15 protein-coding genes are annotated in these 17,034 nt (G+C 59.8%); 2 read left to right on the forward strand and 13 right to left on the reverse strand.

Features of this window, described 5'->3' with window-relative positions:
* Positions 1-50: 50 nt before the first annotated feature.
* The 4 genes from proB to rplU all read right to left on the reverse strand — a co-directional run bounded on the left by proB (position 51) and on the right by rplU (position 3,108).
* On the reverse strand, positions 51-848 hold the full coding sequence (gene proB, locus I6E56_RS02785) for a glutamate 5-kinase (protein WP_307842741.1): 798 nt from the start codon (positions 846-848) through the stop codon (positions 51-53).
* Complete coding sequence (gene obgE, locus I6E56_RS02790) at positions 841-2,385, reverse strand: GTPase ObgE (RefSeq protein ID WP_197135887.1); 1,545 nt, start codon at positions 2,383-2,385, stop codon at positions 841-843. Before obgE ends, proB begins: the two co-directional genes overlap by 8 nt.
* A 131-nt stretch (positions 2,386-2,516) precedes the next feature.
* The gene (gene rpmA / locus I6E56_RS02795) at positions 2,517-2,768 is read right to left on the reverse strand and encodes a 50S ribosomal protein L27 (protein WP_197105879.1); all 252 of its coding nucleotides are present in this window, start codon (positions 2,766-2,768) and stop codon (positions 2,517-2,519) included.
* A gap of 31 nt (positions 2,769-2,799) precedes the next feature.
* The gene (gene rplU, locus I6E56_RS02800; protein WP_009772527.1) at positions 2,800-3,108 is read right to left on the reverse strand and encodes a 50S ribosomal protein L21; all 309 of its coding nucleotides are present in this window, start codon (positions 3,106-3,108) and stop codon (positions 2,800-2,802) included.
* A gap of 322 nt (positions 3,109-3,430) precedes the next feature.
* On the opposite strand from rplU, the gene I6E56_RS02805 reads away from it, so the two are divergent.
* Positions 3,431-3,703 carry a DUF4031 domain-containing protein gene (locus I6E56_RS02805; protein WP_197135889.1) on the forward strand — a complete coding sequence of 91 codons (273 nt, stop codon included), beginning with the start codon at positions 3,431-3,433 and terminating at the stop codon, positions 3,701-3,703.
* Between the two features lie 34 nt (positions 3,704-3,737).
* On the opposite strand, the gene I6E56_RS02810 is transcribed toward I6E56_RS02805, so the two are convergent.
* The 5 genes from I6E56_RS02810 to I6E56_RS02830 all read right to left on the reverse strand — a co-directional run bounded on the left by I6E56_RS02810 (position 3,738) and on the right by I6E56_RS02830 (position 9,986).
* A complete protein-coding gene (locus tag I6E56_RS02810; RefSeq protein ID WP_197135890.1) occupies positions 3,738-4,139 on the reverse strand; it encodes an ACT domain-containing protein in 402 nt (133 codons plus the stop codon).
* A 9-nt stretch (positions 4,140-4,148) separates the two neighbouring features.
* Positions 4,149-5,552, reverse strand: coding sequence for a hypothetical protein (locus I6E56_RS02815; RefSeq protein ID WP_307842742.1), 1,404 nt, complete (start codon positions 5,550-5,552; stop codon positions 4,149-4,151).
* Positions 5,533-6,282, reverse strand: coding sequence for a TIGR03943 family protein (locus I6E56_RS02820; RefSeq protein WP_197135892.1), 750 nt, complete (start codon positions 6,280-6,282; stop codon positions 5,533-5,535). Before I6E56_RS02820 ends, I6E56_RS02815 begins: the two co-directional genes overlap by 20 nt.
* Positions 6,272-7,234 carry a permease gene (locus tag I6E56_RS02825; protein WP_197138017.1) on the reverse strand — a complete coding sequence of 321 codons (963 nt, stop codon included), beginning with the start codon at positions 7,232-7,234 and terminating at the stop codon, positions 6,272-6,274. The genes I6E56_RS02820 and I6E56_RS02825 overlap by 11 nt, the downstream gene beginning before the upstream one ends.
* 136 nt (positions 7,235-7,370) lie before the next feature.
* Positions 7,371-9,986, reverse strand: coding sequence for an Rne/Rng family ribonuclease (locus I6E56_RS02830; protein WP_374061769.1), 2,616 nt, complete (start codon positions 9,984-9,986; stop codon positions 7,371-7,373).
* Positions 9,987-10,558: 572 nt separating this feature from the next.
* Between I6E56_RS02830 and I6E56_RS02835 the strand changes: the two genes are divergently transcribed.
* On the forward strand, positions 10,559-11,158 hold the full coding sequence (locus I6E56_RS02835; RefSeq protein WP_197135896.1) for a vitamin K epoxide reductase family protein: 600 nt from the start codon (positions 10,559-10,561) through the stop codon (positions 11,156-11,158).
* 143 nt (positions 11,159-11,301) lie between these two features.
* On the opposite strand, the gene ndk is transcribed toward I6E56_RS02835, so the two are convergent.
* Genes ndk through ileS form a run of 4 tightly spaced genes read right to left on the reverse strand, consistent with a single transcriptional unit; the run spans position 11,302 to position 16,928 of the window.
* Complete coding sequence (ndk, locus tag I6E56_RS02840) at positions 11,302-11,718, reverse strand: nucleoside-diphosphate kinase (protein ID WP_197124287.1); 417 nt, start codon at positions 11,716-11,718, stop codon at positions 11,302-11,304.
* A complete protein-coding gene (locus tag I6E56_RS02845; protein WP_197135898.1) occupies positions 11,715-12,116 on the reverse strand; it encodes a DUF4233 domain-containing protein in 402 nt (133 codons plus the stop codon). Before I6E56_RS02845 ends, ndk begins: the two co-directional genes overlap by 4 nt.
* Positions 12,113-13,645 (reverse strand): folylpolyglutamate synthase/dihydrofolate synthase family protein, encoded by a 1,533-nt coding sequence (locus I6E56_RS02850; protein WP_197135900.1) that lies wholly within the window; start codon positions 13,643-13,645, stop codon positions 12,113-12,115. Before I6E56_RS02850 ends, I6E56_RS02845 begins: the two co-directional genes overlap by 4 nt.
* Positions 13,638-16,928: an isoleucine--tRNA ligase gene (gene ileS / locus I6E56_RS02855; protein ID WP_197135902.1), complete on the reverse strand. Its 3,291-nt coding sequence runs from the start codon at positions 16,926-16,928 to the stop codon at positions 13,638-13,640. The genes I6E56_RS02850 and ileS overlap by 8 nt, the downstream gene beginning before the upstream one ends.
* Between the last annotated feature and the right edge of the window lie 106 nt (positions 16,929-17,034).

Here is a 17,034-nt window from a genome sequence, read left to right on the forward strand (position 1 = left end):
CTGAGTGTAGCGGCGCGTGCCTTGGTCAATCGAACGTTACGGTACGTGCACTACACAGCGGTGGGGTCAGCCTCAAACCAAGTGCCGATGGACTCCCCCGCCAGCGCAGCAGCAACGCTGCCCGTTTCGGCGAGCAGTACGGGAATACCAGCAGCAGCGGCATGCTTGGCTGCAGCAACCTTTGTCCCAGCGCCGCCCGTGCCCACACCGGCAGCGCCGATGTCACCAAAGGTGACGTGACTGAGGTCGTTCGCGAACGAAACCACGTCAATCCGCTCGGCTCCGGGATCTGACGGCGGCTTGGTATAGAGGGCGTCAATATCTGAAAGCAGCACAAGCACATCTGCGCGCACCAACACGGAGACGAGGGCCGCAAGTCGGTCGTTGTCACCGAAACGGATTTCGTGAGTTGCCACTGTGTCGTTCTCGTTCACGATGGGCAGTATTTTCAGCCCCAACAATCGTTCGAGCGCGCGCTGAGCATTGCTGTGGTGGGTGGGGTTTTCCATATCCCCTGCCGTCAACAAGATTTGCGCGGCGACGACGCCGTAGCGGTCGAAGCTCTCCTGATAGCGGTAGATCAGAACGTTCTGGCCCACGGCTGCTGCGGCTTGTTGAGTCGCGAGGTCGGTAGGCCGACCATCCAGCTTCAGGAAAGGAATTCCCGTAGCGATAGCGCCGGATGAGACAAGGATGACTTCAGCTCCGGCGGCATGAGCTGACACGAGAGCGTCAACAAGAGCACCGATCTGGCCCACATTGGCACCGCTAACCGACGAAGAGCCGACTTTCACAACGATGCGGCGCGCACGAGGGATCTCGGCACGCACTGTGGGCTTGTTAGTCACGATCCTCCGGCTCATCGTCACGCTGAATCGCGAAACCTTCATCGTCTTGCCAGACGCCAGCTTCGCGCTCACCGGCAAGTTCTGCACGGGCAGCGGCCTTGGCATCCATGCGCTCAAGGTAGTTCTGGCGACGGCTGCGGTTGGTTTCACGAGGATTGTCGTCGAGTCGCGGGTCAGTTCCACGCGGGGCGACAATAAGCTCTGCGGCTGAGGAAAGCGTCGGCTCCCAATCGAAGACAACGCCTCCGTTGGCACCGATGAGGACGGTCGAACCAGGAACAGCGCCCGCCTTGAAGAGGTCATCTTCGACGCCGAGGCGCGCGAGACGGTCGGCGAGGTATCCCACCGCTTCTTCGTTGGCGAAATCAGTCTGTGCAACCCAGCGTTCGGGCTTTTCGCCGACAACGTGGTAGACGTTGCCGTACGTGCCACCCTCGACCTTGACCGCGAAATCTTTCGCGTTAACCGCGCGAGGGCGCAACACAATGCGTTCCTTGACAGGCTCGGCGATGCGAGCTTCCCGGTCTGCGAGAACGAGAGCCGCCAATGCGAAGGAAAGTTCGCGGAGACCGTGGCGGGACACTGCCGAGACTTCAAATACGCGGTAGCCGCGGCCTTCGAGTTCGGCCTTCACCATGTCTGCGAGTTCGTTGCCCTCGGGAACGTCGACCTTGTTGAGCGCGATGATCTGTTCGCGCTCCAGGAGGGGCTTCTGTCCCTCGGGAACAGGATAGGCAGCAAGCTCGCCAAGAATGACGTCGAGGTCAGTGATGGGGTCGCGGCCGGGCTCCAACGTTGCACAGTCAAGAACGTGCAAGAGCGCAGTACACCGCTCAACGTGGCGCAAGAACTCAAGACCGAGTCCCTTGCCTTCGCTTGCGCCCTCGATGAGACCGGGAACGTCAGCGATCGTGTAGCGGACCTCTCCCGACTCGACCACACCGAGGTTGGGGTGCAAAGTCGTGAATGGATAGTCAGCGATCTTGGGCTTGGCAGCACTCATCGCAGCGATCAGGCTGGATTTGCCAGCAGAAGGGTATCCAACGAGCGCGACATCGGCGACAGTTTTGAGCTCGAGGTAAATGTCACCTTCGAAGCCGGGCGTGCCAAGCAGAGCAAATCCGGGCGCCTTGCGCTTCGTGGATGACAGGGCAGCGTTACCGAGTCCGCCTTGGCCTCCGGGAGCAACGATCAGTCGCATTCCCGGTTCATCCATGTCGATGAGAACTTCACCAGAAGCATCACGGATCAGCGTTCCGACAGGAACAGGAAGCAGTAGCTCCGCTCCAGCGGTGCCGGCCTTGTGGTCACCCTGACCTGGCTGACCGTGCTGAGACTTGCGGTGAGGCGAGCGGTGGTAGTTAAGAAGTGTTGTTACCTGCGGGTCACTGACGACAACGATGTCTCCACCGTCACCGCCTTTGCCGCCGTCGGGGCCAGCGAGAGGCTTAAATTTCTCGCGTTTGACCGAAACACAGCCGTTGCCACCATGGCCTGCTAGGAGATGAAGGGTTACCTGGTCGACGAACGAAGCCATAATGGTTCCTCCTGTTCTCGTGAGCTGATGATTGGCCTGTAGTGCCATCTTAAATGGCGAGAGCGAGCCGAAGCTCGCTCTTCGCTGTAACGCGTGCCTGCAAGCAGGCTGCGTGGAAATGCCGCGGAAAGTTACGCGGAAACGATGTTGACGACCTTGCGGCCGCCCTTTGCGCCGAACTGAACTGCGCCCGGTGCGAGAGCGAACAGAGTGTCGTCGCCGCCACGGCCGACGTTGACGCCGGGGTGGAAGTGGGTGCCGCGCTGGCGAACGATGATCTCGCCGGCGAGAACCTCTTGGCCGCCGAAGCGCTTTACGCCGAGGCGCTGAGCGTTGGAGTCGCGGCCGTTACGGGTGGAGCTTGCGCCCTTTTTATGTGCCATCTGTCTAGAAGTCCTTTACGTCCGTCAGCAGTTACTTGATGCTGGTGATCTTGATGCGGGTCAGTTCTTGACGGTGACCCTGGCGAACCTTGTAGCCGGTCTTGTTCTTGAACTTCTGGATAACGATCTTGGGACCGCGCTCATCGTTCAATACCTCGGCAACAACCTTGATCTTCTCAAGCGCCTTAGCGTCATGAGTGATCTTGTCGCCGTCGACGAACAGAACTGGAGCGAGCTCAACATTGCCGTTCTTGTCGGCTGCGATGCGGTCGAGAACGACAATCGTGCCGACCTCTACCTTCTCCTGCCGCCCACCGGCGCGCACAACTGCGTAAACCACTTTTGACCCTTACTTAACGATTGAATAGCTAGAACTACTGAAGCTTGTGGCGAATTCTGCGGGCTTTGCCCAGCACACGCCAAGGATCAACAATACTCGACGTGGGCACTCCCGGTCAAACGACACGCTGCGGTAGCTTTCGACTGAATCAATCATGATTGACGACTCGACGAAAAAGAAAACGAGAACGTGTACACCAACAGTGGTTACGATCTCAACGATCGGAACCACAACTCGGGTGCAGCAGGCTCTATAGTACGTTGCGAAGCGGCACCGGGTCAAAACCTTCGCCTAGTGATTCGCTGTCAATTAGGCTCACGACATGACCGTGTTGATCGACCAGCCCATTTGGCCAGCCCACAACACCGTCTGGGCACACATCATCAGCGACACTTCCCTCGAGGAATTGCACAAGTTTGCCGACCGCGCGGGCATCCCTCGCCGCGGCTTCGACCTCGATCACTACGACGTGCCTGCTCGCATGTGGGAAGAGCTCGTCTCCCTCGGAGCAGAACCAGTTGGCGTGCGCGAGTTCGTACGACGGCTCGAGGCCAGCGGACTGCGCGTAGCCCAGCGCGACCGCCCCACACAGTGATCACGGTGCCAAAAGCGGCCTGTGACGCGGACTACTATCCCGCGGCCCGCTGCAGTCCTCGCAGCGCTGCCATGGCGGCATCCGTCGATCCAGTGGGCACAAAAATATGGTCATGGTGATGGCCGGCAATGACATTGCAACTGATCTGAACATCACCAAGCGCCTGCGCGAACGCCGCCGTAAGCCCCACCGCTTCGAGAGCTGACGTTACCGTCAACGTTATCCACGACGAGCGAAACTCGTGCGGGATGCCCTGACGCAGAGCATCCGACTCGGTCATTACGACAGAAAGCCCTTCTGGTTCTTGCATGAGCGCGACGACCGACGCCCCGTCAACGTCTGCGATCGAGCCAACCGTCGCGAATACATAGACTCCCTCGTTGAGACGAGGTTCCATAGACGCTACCAACTCGTTGAGATCAGAAATCGCTGCCATCTGACGAATCTAGCGCCACAGGAAGCCAAAGCCCTCCACGCTGCGCGTCACCGTTCCTGTCGCAATCTCCACGAGATAGGTGGTCACGCTCTGTGGACGTGGATTCACCACGTACTCATCAGAGTCGAAATTGGAGACATTCGGCTGCACTTCAACCGCCACGAACTGGTTATTTGGCGAAACCTGGAAGTCCAAGATCGCCCCCTTATCGTCGACCGTTTGGTACAGGATCCGAGATTGCTCACCGTCATCGAACGCGAGCACGCTGCTGAACGAACCGCCGTCTTCGCTCACCAACACCATCTTGGCCACAAGGTTTCCGGCCACATCCGCATCGGTTTGTCCTAGGAACGGCTGTTCGTCACCGATCAATGACGGGAACAGCCGCAATTCGGCTCCGTCGGACAGCGTTACCGAAGCGCTGCCTCGCGCATCAACAACCACCACCGTCGAGCCGTCCGCCGAGACCCGATCGAACTCGAAGTAGCCGCCGAGTGGCACCACCAAGCCTGACGTCGTATCGACCCGCACCAGAGTGCTCTCGGTCGTGAGCGCCACGATCGTGGTGGAGTCGGGCACGAACTGCCAGCCGACAACACGCATCGGCTCGCCATCCAAATCGGTGACCGCGACAACATCGCGCCCCCGATCAACATCCATCGTATATAGCGTGTGGGAGACGGCTGAGATAGGCCCAGGGTCGAGGCTGGAGATGGTGAACCCCAAGAGTGAACCGGAACTCGTGGCATCCAGATCTGCAACCTCGCCTTCTTCAGGAAGGAGCACCTGTTCGCTCACCGCCGTCTCCGGGTTCACGAGCGTGAGAGTGCCAGCACGATCTGCGGCCGCGGTCGTGACCGCAAGCACATCGCCCACCGGCACGAACTCCTGAATGCCTTCGCCCGAGAACAGCACCGTGCGGTCCTGCGAACTCAGCGCAGTTTTAACGATTTCGTCGTTCGGCTCTCCACGGTCGAGGTAATAGAGCTGCGGTTCACCAGTAGTAAACGAATAATCCAGGGTGGACTCAGACCCGCCGGAGGGGCTCATAACGCCCTCAACCGTCACCGTGTACTCGGTGTTGTAATCCAGCGCCTCAGCGAACTGCACAGAGACCAGATCACCCTCACTAGACACGGTGGCAGCGGCGTCAGGTTCGACGGTGACCGCACCAGCCTCCACCGACGCGAGAGTCTGATTCGCAAAGAGGCGCAGGGTTTGATCTGATGACGACACCACGGCATCCACATCGACCTGAGCGCTCGACAACTTAGGCCCCTGAAGGTAACCCAGCGTCAGGAAAATGCCGCAGAGAACAAGCAGCACGGCACAGGTCCACGCGAACGTTCGCCGAAACGAGCGGATGCTGTGCTCTCCCTCCGGAGGACGCGGACTAATAGAGATAGGGCTCACTTGGCCGCTCCACTACCGTCATCGATTCTGGAACAAGGACGAGCGGCAGATCACTGCGCGAGCTCGGGTTGATTTCGAAAGAACCACTGATCTCGACCCACGCGTCAACATCGAAGTCGTTCGCCCAGTTTGGCGCATAGACAGCGACACCGGTGGGCTGCGCATCAACCGCACAGCACGTGACCGTGAAGCGAGACAGGTAGAAAATGTTGTCAGGATCATCTTCACTTTCCGTGATGAAGCCGATGACATCCGCCGTCTTGTTGGCATAGAAACTCGGGTCGCTCGTCTGACGCAACAGCGATGACCAATCGACGACAGTGAAACTCGCGATGAGCTCGTCGTCGGCGTTCTCAACCTCATCGGCGTTCTGGCTGTCAGAACCCACCGTGGAACCGACGATATCGCGCTGACTCGCCGTTGCACTCGACAGCGTTGCCGGGGGCACGAGGACCAGAGAGAGTGCTACAGCACCAGAAAGTAGCAGCGCTACTCCCCCAACAACTCGTGACCACCCGCGCGGACGTGGCGCTTCTTCGGTGTTCGCTGGCCGGACCGCGAGACTGAGAACTCCCATCACGAGGGCAATAGCCGCCATCACGACCGTGAACACCACGTAGCGGGGGTGAATGTAGAGAACGAGCTGCTGGGTGGCGGCAAGCCACACTGTGGCGCTGACGGCCACAAGAATCAGGATGACGCCCCACCAGCGTTGGAGGCTAGACCACATAGTTGATCACCAATCCGATAAAGGCACTCATCAGGGCAACAACAAGCGAGAGCTGCAGCAGCACCTTGGCCGTAAAGGTCGTGCGCATGATGGCCAGCATCTTGATGTCGATGATCGGCCCAAACACAAGGAAGGTGACGATCGAACCTGGCATGAAGGTGCTGGCGAACGGCAAAATAAAGAACGCATCAACACTGGAACAAACCGAAATCACAAACGCCAACAACATCATCGCGAGAATCGACCAGAGTGGATTGCTGCCCAGCGTGACCAGCACATCCCGCGGAACCGCGACTTGAATTGCGCCGGCGATAAGCGAACCGATAAATACAGCGGGCATCAGCACGCTGGACTCCCGCATGAAGATGTCGAGGCTTTTCTCGGTACGCGATTGCCGAGGCCCGTGAGAACCCACCGCACACTGCTGAGCAAAACGACCAGTGAGCATGGCGTTTGGCTGCGGGTGCAAGCTGAAGAGCCAACCCACGATGTTGGCGATTGCAAGGCCACCAAGAATTCGCCCTACCAGAATGCCGTCCTCAAAGCCGAAAGCCTGATGGGTCGTCACAATCGTGATCGGATTAATGATCGGTGCTGCCAAGAGGAACGTCATCGACTCGGGCACCGAGAAGCCTTTGAGAATAAGCCCGCGAGCCAAGGGCACGTTGCCGCATTCACACACGGGCAACGCAATACCGAATAGCGAGATCGCTGCGCGTCTCAGCACCGGTGTCTTCGGCAGGTAGCGCATCAACAGGTCTTCTGGGATCCACGCCTGCACCACGATTGACAGCAAAACACCGAGCACCACAAATGGCAACGACTCGATGATGACGCTCGTCGCCAACGTCACAAGGTCTGCGGTTAGACCGGGAACCCCGAGCGAATCTAGCTCGCCGGTGAACGCCCTAAGCGCGAATATTGCCGCGACGCCAATCGTGCCGATCGCCAACCACAACAGACGGTTGCGTGACCGGCGAGGTCGAAGATCATGCTGATGATCATGATCATCGACGCTCGCAGGCAAAGTTGTGGTCACTAGTAAACCTTACAAAGTCGAAACTCGAAAAGTACCGAGTGCCACAGTGTTAGTTGTCGTCGGCAGGCGTTGCGTTGACGGTCTTGCCTTGGCTGCTAGCACGACGCGAACCGCGAGCCTTGCCATGACCAGGCTGCTTGGGCTCAGGAAGAGCCTCAAGGACCGAGCCCAAGATCTGCTCCGCATCCTGCGTGCTGATCTTAGGAGTCGTGACCTCTGGCTTAGTGATCGGGATGTCGAAAATGGCCACTGAAGCCTCAGCAACAGGCTCGACAGCGTCACTCGACGCGGCCGCAGGCTGAGAAGACTTGTTTCCGCCCTTGCTGCGTCGTGACTTCTTTGGCCCGGGAGCCGCTGACGTCTCGGTCACTGCGGGAGCGCTCGCTGCGGCATCCGCTGCTGCCACCTCGCTCGCTGGGTTATCGACAGTAGGAACAACCGTGCTCGCTGCGACACGAGCAAGCGCGTTGCGAACGTCTTCCGTGATCGCATGAGTGCCGTTGCTCGGGCTCGAGGCCGACGCAGCCGCCTTCGCGGAACCGTTGGACTGCTGGGCTTGCGCCCCACCGCCGTTGCCGTTGTTGTTGCCATTGGAGTTGCTCGAATTATTGTTCGAACCACCAGCGTTATTGTTACCGCCACGGTTGCGCCCACGGCGTCCACCGCCTGCCTGCTCGTTCTGAGTCGGCTGCGAGCGGTGCTTGGTGACGGGGTCGTGATGAACGACAACACCGCGGCCAGCACACACATCACAGTTCTCACTGAACGTCTCAAGCAAACCAAGACCGAGCTTCTTACGCGTCATTTGCACGAGGCCCAGTGACGTCACTTCGGCGACCTGGTGCTTCGTGCGGTCACGGCTCAAGCACTCAACGAGGCGGCGCAACACGAGATCGCGGTTGGACTCAAGAACCATGTCGATGAAGTCGACGACGATGATTCCACCGATGTCGCGCAGACGCAGCTGGCGAACGATCTCTTCTGCAGCCTCGACGTTGTTCTTAGTGACTGTCTCTTCGAGGTTTCCGCCAGAGCCGACAAACTTGCCGGTGTTGACGTCGACAACCGTCATCGCCTCTGTGCGGTCGATCACAAGCGAACCACCAGAGGGCAGCCAGACCTTGCGGTCGAGAGCCTTCTCGATTTGCTCAGAAATGCGGTACTCCTCGAAGGAGTCAACGGTTCCCTCGTGAGCCTTCAGACGGTCAAGCAGGTCAGGCGCGACTGAGCGCACGTAACCCTCGATCGTCTTGCGGGCGTCGTCACCCTCGATAACAAGCTTGTGGAAGTCTTCGTTGAAGACATCGCGAATGATCTTGATCAGAAGATCGGGTTCCGAGTGCAGCAATGCTGGACCCTGGTTTTGGGCGTTGTCAACCTGCGCGCTGATGTCAGCCCACTGGTTCGTCAAACGGTTCACGTCGAGCGTGAGCTGCTCTTCAGTCGCGCCCTCGGCAGCGGTGCGCACAATGACACCGACGTTCTCGGGAAGCACACCCTTGAGGATCTTCTTGAGACGCGAACGCTCCGTGTCGGGCAGCTTGCGGCTGATGCCACTCATCGACCCGTTCGGAACGTACACGAGGTAACGACCTGGCAAAGAAACCTGACTCGTGAGTCGGGCACCCTTGTGGCCTACTGGATCCTTCGTGACCTGAACGAGAACACGGTCGCCTGGCTTGAGCGCGAGCTCAATGCGACGAGCCTGCGGCTTGCCATCGGCAGAGTTCTCAGCAGCGGCATCCCAGTCGACTTCACCGGAATAAAGCACGGCGTTGCGGCCGCGCCCGATGTCGACGAATGCTGCTTCCATGCTGGGCAGGACGTTCTGCACGCGACCAAGGTAAACGTTGCCGATGAGGCTCGCGTCTTGAGCCTTTGCTACATAGTGCTCGACCAAGACGCCGTCTTCGAGAACACCAATCTGGATGCGATCGAACTTCGAGCGGACCACCATGACGCGGTCAACGCTTTCGCGGCGCGCCAGGAACTCGCTCTCCGTTACAACGGGACGACGACGACCAGCATCACGGCCATCGCGGCGGCGCTGCTTCTTGGCTTCAAGGCGAGTCGAGCCCTTGACGCGCGTTGGCTCGTTGCTGGGCTCAGCCTGCTTGCGTGGCTGGCGAACGCGCACAACAGTGTTGGGCGATTCGTCACCGGGGCGAGCATCCTCACCCGAACGACGACGCGAGCGACGACGAACATTACCTGCTTCGTCTTGAGCATCATTGTCGTTCTTGCGACCGTCGTTGCCACGGTTGTCGCGGCTATCGCGGCTATCGCGGCTATCGCGGCTGTCGCCATTGCGGCTATCCGAGCCAGCACCGTTGTCGTTGCGCGAACGCGACGAACGAGCGGGAAGCTCTGGCAGGTCGGGAAGATCAGGTGCTTGAAAGAGCAGCGACGTCGTTGAAGGAGCAGTTCGCGGAGCGGTCTTCGCTGTCGCTGCTTTCTCGGTCGTCGCGTTGCCTGCTGGCTTCTTCGCAGCAGGACTCTTTCGTGTGCGGGTGCGAGCGGGCGTCGCCGTGCCAGTCTTCGCGTCGGCAGTTGCGTCTGCGTTTGCGTCGGACTTCGCCTCTGAGTTCGCCTCCGACTGTGCACCAGCCGGAGCTACTGAAGTGGCACTCTCAGTCGTGGGTTCAGCCGCAGCATTAGCCTTCATGCCGGTAACGGCATCCGGAACTTCGAGCCCGAGGTGTTCGCTGGCCGTCTTAGCGGCAGGACGCTGAGCAACCTTCGCTGTGCGGGGAGCGCTCTCCACAACCGGAGCCTCAACGGCGGGTTGTTCCACCTGCGGCTTCTGTGCCACTGGCTTCTCTACGGCTGCCTTTGAAGAAGGAAGAATGCGGCCGAAAAGGCCCTTCTTCTTCGGAACATCTTTCGAATTATTGCTTTCATTCACCATTGCTGGTGTACTCCTTGCCCTGTGTAGGCGACCGCGCCACCTACCGGGTACTCTCTCGTGCGCTATTCCCCCACCAAACCTATGGTTCAGGAACCGCTACTAATTCTTCAGGTCCTGCAACGGGCCCGTGGCTCGCGTTGCAGTTGTGCTCTCTCACAGCACTTCGGAACTGGCTATCCGACGCACGCAACTAGCGTTGCGCAACTGGTCCGGTCGCTATGCCCGGGAAGACTTCTTGGTGTTGTTCCGAGCGCGGCTCGGAATAACTACGCTTCATTATCGCACGCATTCTCAGAAAGTGAGCCTGACGCGCGTGCGATAATCCCAGCATGACTGCTTCCGGGGTTCGCAACAGGCCCATCGCCCTCGCTATTTTTCTGATCTTTGCTGGGGTGGTTGGACTCTGGGCCTCGTTCCAGCTCACGCTAGAGAAACTCCACGTGCTCGAAAACCCGGATGCCACGTTGAGCTGTGACTTCAGCATCGTTGTGCAGTGCGCGGCCAATCTTGAGTCAGCGCAGGGCGCGTTGTTTGGGTTTCCTAACCCCATCATTGGTCTGGTGGCGTTCATGGCCCCTGTCGTTGTCGGCGCCGCAATACTGGCGGGAGCGCGATTCAACAGTTGGTTCTGGGTCACGTTCAACCTTGGCGTAGCTGGCGCTTTCGTCTTCATCCTGTGGCTCGCCTACCAGAGCATTTTCCACCTTGGCACGCTCTGCCCCTGGTGCATGGTTGTCTGGTCCGTCACGATCCCCATGTTCTGGGCAGTGACACTTCGAAACATCAAAGTTGGCGCGATTCGAACTCCCCGCGCGCTTCGCAAAGCTGCCAGCGCCGCGTACAGCTGGGTGCCCGTGATCACGATCGTGGGATACATCATCATCGCCGTAGTCGCCCAGCTTCGCCTCGACGTTCTCTCTTACCTATAAACATATTCCCCAGCGGGAACACAACAATGGCGAGAGCCTGACGATGGTCAGGCTCTCGCCATTGTTGTCGTGGGATCAGCTCAACAGTTGCCTATTTCAGCACAGTGCTGCATCCCGTGCCCGTGAGGGCAAGAATCACCGATCTAGGAAAACCAGAGTGCGAGCTCGCGGGCTGCAGACTCAGGTGAGTCGCTGCCATGCACGAGGTTCTGCTGAACAGCGAGGCCCCAGTCGCGCCCAAGATCTCCGCGGATCGTTCCCGGCGCTGCCGTGGTGGGGTCAGTCGTTCCAGCGAGCGAACGGAATCCCTCGATAGCGCGGTTACCCGCGATGCGCAGAGCGACCGTCGGGCCCGACTGCATGAAGTCGAGCAGCGGCTCGTAGAACGGCTTGCCTTCGTGCTCGGCGTAGTGCTGCGACAGAAGGTCAACATCCGCCTGCACGAGACGCACGTCGACGAGCTGGTAGCCCTTTGCTTCGATGCGGCGCAGGATTTCGCCGGTGAGATTGCGAGCAACGCCGTCTGGCTTGATCAGTACAAGAGTCTCTTCGATATTCATTGTGTCTCCTCAGAGTGGTTTGTCATGGACTGGGTGTTAAGAATTTCGGCCTTGGCGCGGTCGAGTTGCTGGCCCTTGATGAAGCAATAGATCCAGATGCCAGCAAAACCTGCTCCCACGAAAAACATCGGCGTGAGGATGAAACCAAGAGCAATGAGACCGACCTGCAACGCCCAGCCGACCCAGAGGGCCCCCGGGCGGTGCAGCATCCGGGCAAGAGCGACGAACACGAGGATCAGAACTGCTCCCCCGATGAACGCCGGGGCCGGAGCAAGGGCTTTGAGCCCGAACGCCGTGAGCGCTACGAAGAAGATCAGCGTGGCATCGAGCACCAAGACGATGCTCAGTAGCAGTTCGGTGACGGAGCGCTTTCGGCGAACCGTGGGTGCGGAGGTCACGGCTTCCAGCCCTCTGCCTCGGCGAGAGCAAGAGCCTCGCCAACAAGAGTGATGGAACCCGTAACGACAACCGCGCGGCGTTCGTTTTCTGCTGCCCAACTACGTGCCAACTCCATCGCTTCAGCAAAAGAATCGAAATCGGTGGTCTCATCAGTGAATGCTCGCACTGTCTCCACGAGCTCCTCGGGAGGAACAGCGCGGTCAGACTGCGACGCCGTCACGTAGAAGCGATTAGCAACGGGGGCGAGAGCCTGCACAATGCCAGCAGCGTCCTTATCGTCAACGACCGCGAGCACGAAAGCGATGTCTTCAAAGGTGAAGTACTCCTTGAGCGCTACTGCGAGAGCCGCTGCGCCATGAGGGTTGTGAGCGGCATCCACAATAACGGTGGGTTCCGCACCAATAACCTGCAGTCGCCCCGGTGAGGCCACCGTAGCGAGGCCCTCAGCGAGCACATCGTGAACGAGCGCCTGACTGCCTGCACCCAAGAACGACTCGACCGCAGCGATGGCTAGAGCGGCGTTGTGGCCCTGGAACTCACCAAACAAAGGCATGAACAGGTCGGAGTAGGTGCCCGCGAGACCGCGCACCGAGATCAGCTGGCCGCCCACGGCGACATTGCTGCTGAGGAGTTCGAAAGCATCGCCCTCGACACCAATTGTCGACTCGGTAAGGTCTGCCGCTCGTTCCAATTCGATCTGAGCGTCCGTCGACTGAATCGCCGACACGATCGCTGCAGCAGGCTTGATGATGCCAGCCTTCGTGCGCGCAATCTGCGCGATAGTGCTGCCCAAACGATGCGTGTGATCAAGCGCGATCGGTGTGAACACCGCAACTTGGCCATCCGCGACGTTGGTGGAATCCCATTCCCCGCCCATGCCAACTTCGAGAATGGCAACGTCGATAGGGGCATCCGCGAAGCTCGCGAATGCCAGCACCGTCAGCGCCTCAAAGTAGGTGAGCGCTTCTTCGCCCTTAGCCATCAACTCGGCATCGACCATCAACAAGAACGGACGGATGTCAGCCCAGTTCTCGGCCAGCGCGCGGTTAGAAATCGCCCGGCCGTCGATCACGATGCGCTCGTTGACGCGCACCAGATGCGGACTCGTCATAAGCCCCGTGCGCAGCCCGTAGGCGCGCAAAATGCTCTCGACGATGCGACTCGTAGAGGTCTTGCCGTTGGTGCCCGTGATGTGAATCACGGGGTAGGTGCGCTGCGGGTCGCCGAGCAACTCGACGGCGCGACGAGTTGCTTCGAGACGCGGTTGAGGCGCCTGCTCCCCCACTCGAGCGAGCAGCTCTTCGAACACATTGTTGGCATCCGAGAGGTATTCGGTGTCTTCGAGTTCGAAGTCTGAGTCCTCGTCGATGTTCGTGCCTTCAAAACCATCCGCGAAGGGGCTCAGGTCGGCGAGGGGATGCTCCGGGCCAAGCTCGGCGCGTTCTTCGTCGGTCAGCGACGCCTCAATCGGGTCGCCGTTTTCGTCGAATTGGCCGTCATTGCCGAGTTCATCATCGCGGTCAGACATTGGTCGTTCCCATCTTGGTGATGTCGATCACCAGCGCGCCGTTGTTGGCGTATTTTCCTGCCGCGAGTTGCGTGCGGTGCACCTCTAGTGTGCCCTCTTCGAGATCATTCGCGAAGGCCTGAACCGTGGATTGCGCTGCAAGCGTTTCTGAGGAAATCATGGCGCTGTGGAATCCGATGGCCTCATGGTCGGCGGGGTCTAGCGCACCAATCGTCAGAGAGATGCGGTCGCTCACGTCGAAGCCTGCCGCCTTGCGGGCATCCTGAATCGCACGGATGACATCGCGAGCGAGGCCCTCCGCTGAGAGTTCCGGAGTGAGCTGGGTGTCAATGATCACAAAGCCACCCTCAGAGAGGAACGCGATCGCGCTGGCCTCGTCGGCGGCTTCCATCTGGAGTTCGTACTCGCCGGCTTCCAGCGGCATCCCGTCGACGGAAACACCGTCGGCCGTCGTCTCCCAGTTGCCAGCCTTGGCCTCCTTGATAACCTGCTGAACTTGCTTGCCGACGCGCGGGCCGAGAGCACGAGCGTTGACTGTGAGCTTCTTGGTGATGCCGAAGCTCTCCAACGAACCCTCTTCAAGGGCGTCAAATTTCACAGCCTTGACGTTGAGCTCATCGCGAAGGATGTCGCTAAACGGCGCGAGGGCCGCTGGGGTCTCGCTCACGACGGTCAGCGAAGCCAGAGGCAGTCGCACGCGCAGGCTGCGAGCCTTGCGCAGAGCAAGTCCGCTTGAGGCGATCTCACGCACGCGGTCCATAGAAGCAACCAGATCGTGGTCAGCCGGGAAAGCTGCGGCGTCAGGCCAGTCCGTGAGGTGAACGCTGCGGCCGTTGGTGAGGCCGCGCCACATCTCTTCCGAGATGAGCGGGAGCAACGGTGCCGCAACTCGCGCCACGGTCTCCAAGACCGTGTAGAGAGTGTCGAAGGCATCCTTGTCGTCGCCGCTCCAGAAGCGGTCACGGCTGCGACGCACGTACCAGTTGGTGAGCACGTCGGCGAAGTCGCGGAGCTTGGCCGCCGCCATCGGGCTGTCGAGGGCATCGAGTTCGGTAGTGACATCCTCGATCAGCTCGCGCGTCTTAGCCAGCAAGTAGCGGTCGAGAACGTTCGTAGAATCGGTGCGCCAGCTCGCCTCATAGTTATCGGCAGCGTTGGCGTAGAGAGTGAAGAAGTAGTACGTGCTCCACAGCGGAAGCAGCATCTGGCGAACACCATCACGGATGCCCTCTTCGGTGACCATGAGGTTTCCGCCACGGATCACCGAGCTCGACATCAGGAACCAACGCATCGCGTCAGCACCGTCACGCTCGAAGACTTCGGAGACATCCGGGTAGTTGCGCAGGCTCTTCGACATCTTTTGGCCGTCATTGCCCAGCACGATGCCGTGGCTGATGACGTTAGAGAAGGCCGGGCGGTCGAACAACGCCGTCGAGAGCGTGTGGAGGGTGTAGAACCATCCGCGAGTCTGACCGATGTACTCCACGATGAAGTCGGCAGGGCTGTGGGTGTCGAACCACTCCTGATTCTCGAACGGGTAGTGAACCTGAGCGAACGGCATCGAGCCCGAATCGAACCACACGTCGAGCACGTCTTCGATGCGGCGCATCGTAGACTGACCGCTCGGGTCGTCGGGGTTCGGTCGCGTCAGCTCGTCGATGAACGGCCGGTGCAGGTCGGGCTCGCCCTCGTGGTTGAGAGGCAAGCGGCCGAAGTCCGCTTGGATCTCGGCCAGGGAACCGTACACATCCACGCGCGGGAAGTCAGGGTTGTCGCTCTTCCAGATCGGGATCGGTGAACCCCAGTAGCGGTTGCGGCTGATCGACCAGTCGCGGGCGTTGCTCACCCACTTGCCGAACTGCCCTTCCTTGACGTTTTCGGGAACCCAGTTGATCTGCTGATTGAGCTCGCCCATGCGGTCGCGGAACTCCGGAACCTTCACGAACCAGCTCGACACCGCCTTGTAGATCAGCGGGTTGCGGCAGCGCCAGCAGTGCGGGTAGGAGTGCTCGTAGCTGGCGACCTTGAGCAGGCGGCCCTCTTCGCGCAGCAACTTCGTGAGCGGCTTGTTCGCATCGAACACTTGCATGCCTTCAACGGGCGGCACCGATGGCAAGAACTTGCCGCCATCGTCAACCGAGATGACAACGGGGATGCCAGCAGCAGCACACACATTTTGGTCATCTTCACCGTAGGCGGGCGCCTGGTGCACGATGCCGGTACCTTCACCGGTGGCAACGTAGTCGGCGACCAAGAACTGCCACGCGTTTTCGGTGCCGTAGGTTTCGGCATCCGCATAGAAATCCCAGAGGCGGTCATAGCGAACGCCCGCGAGTTCGGCACCCTTGATGGTGCGCGTGACTGCAGCGAGAGCTTCTTCAGCGGTCTCGTAGCCAAGTTCTTTCGCGTAGGCCGCGATGGTGTCGCCAGCGAGCATGAACTGGGCGGAACCCTGTTCCGAACCGTCGCCAGCACCGAGCGGGCCGGCAGGCAGCACCGCGTAGTCGATGTCAGGACCGACAGCGAGAGCAAGGTTGGTGGGAAGCGTCCACGGGGTGGTTGTCCAGGCAAGAGCCTTCACGCCGGTGAGCCCCAGCGCTTCCGCCTTCACACCATCGAGAGGGAACGTGACCGTGACGGTCTGGTCTTGACGCATCTTGTAGACGTCGTCATCCATGCGCAGTTCGTGGTTGGAAAGCGGAGTCTCGTCGTTCCAGCAGTACGGCAGCACCCGGAAACCCTCGTAGGCGAGGTCCTTTGTGTGCAGTTGCTTGAACGCCCAAATGACGCTCTCCATGAAGTTGACATCGAGCGTCTTGTAGTCGTTCTCGAAGTCGACCCAACGCGCCATGCGCGTCACATACTGTTGCCATTCGCCGGTGTACTTGAGCACCGATTCGCGAGCGGCGGCATTGAACTTGTCGATGCCCATCTCTTCGATCTGGCTCTTCTCGGTGATGCCGAGCTGGCGCATCGCTTCGAGTTCAGCGGGGAGTCCGTGAGTGTCCCAGCCGAAGCGGCGGTGTACTTGCTTGCCGCGCATGGTCTGGTACCGCGGAAAGAGGTCTTTGGCGTAGCCGGTCAGCAGGTGACCATAGTGCGGGAGGCCATTGGCAAAAGGAGGACCGTCGTAGAAGACCCACTCATCGGCGCCTTCACGCTGATCAATGGATGCCTGAAAAGTGCCGTCTGCCTTCCAGTACGAGAGCACTTGCTCTTCGATCGCCGGAAACTTCGGGGACGGCGCGACGGAATCATCTGAGCTGTGGCGGGGATACGACATGAGGCTCCAGTGGTACGTAGGTGCGAATAATCTGCACGAGGACGACCTCTCAGCCGCGGTACCACCCCGCTTATGCGCCCGGAGGCACACCACTCATATCGCTGTA

Source organism: Salinibacterium sp. NK8237 (assembly GCF_015864955.1).
Lineage (GTDB): Bacteria > Actinomycetota > Actinomycetes > Actinomycetales > Microbacteriaceae > Rhodoglobus.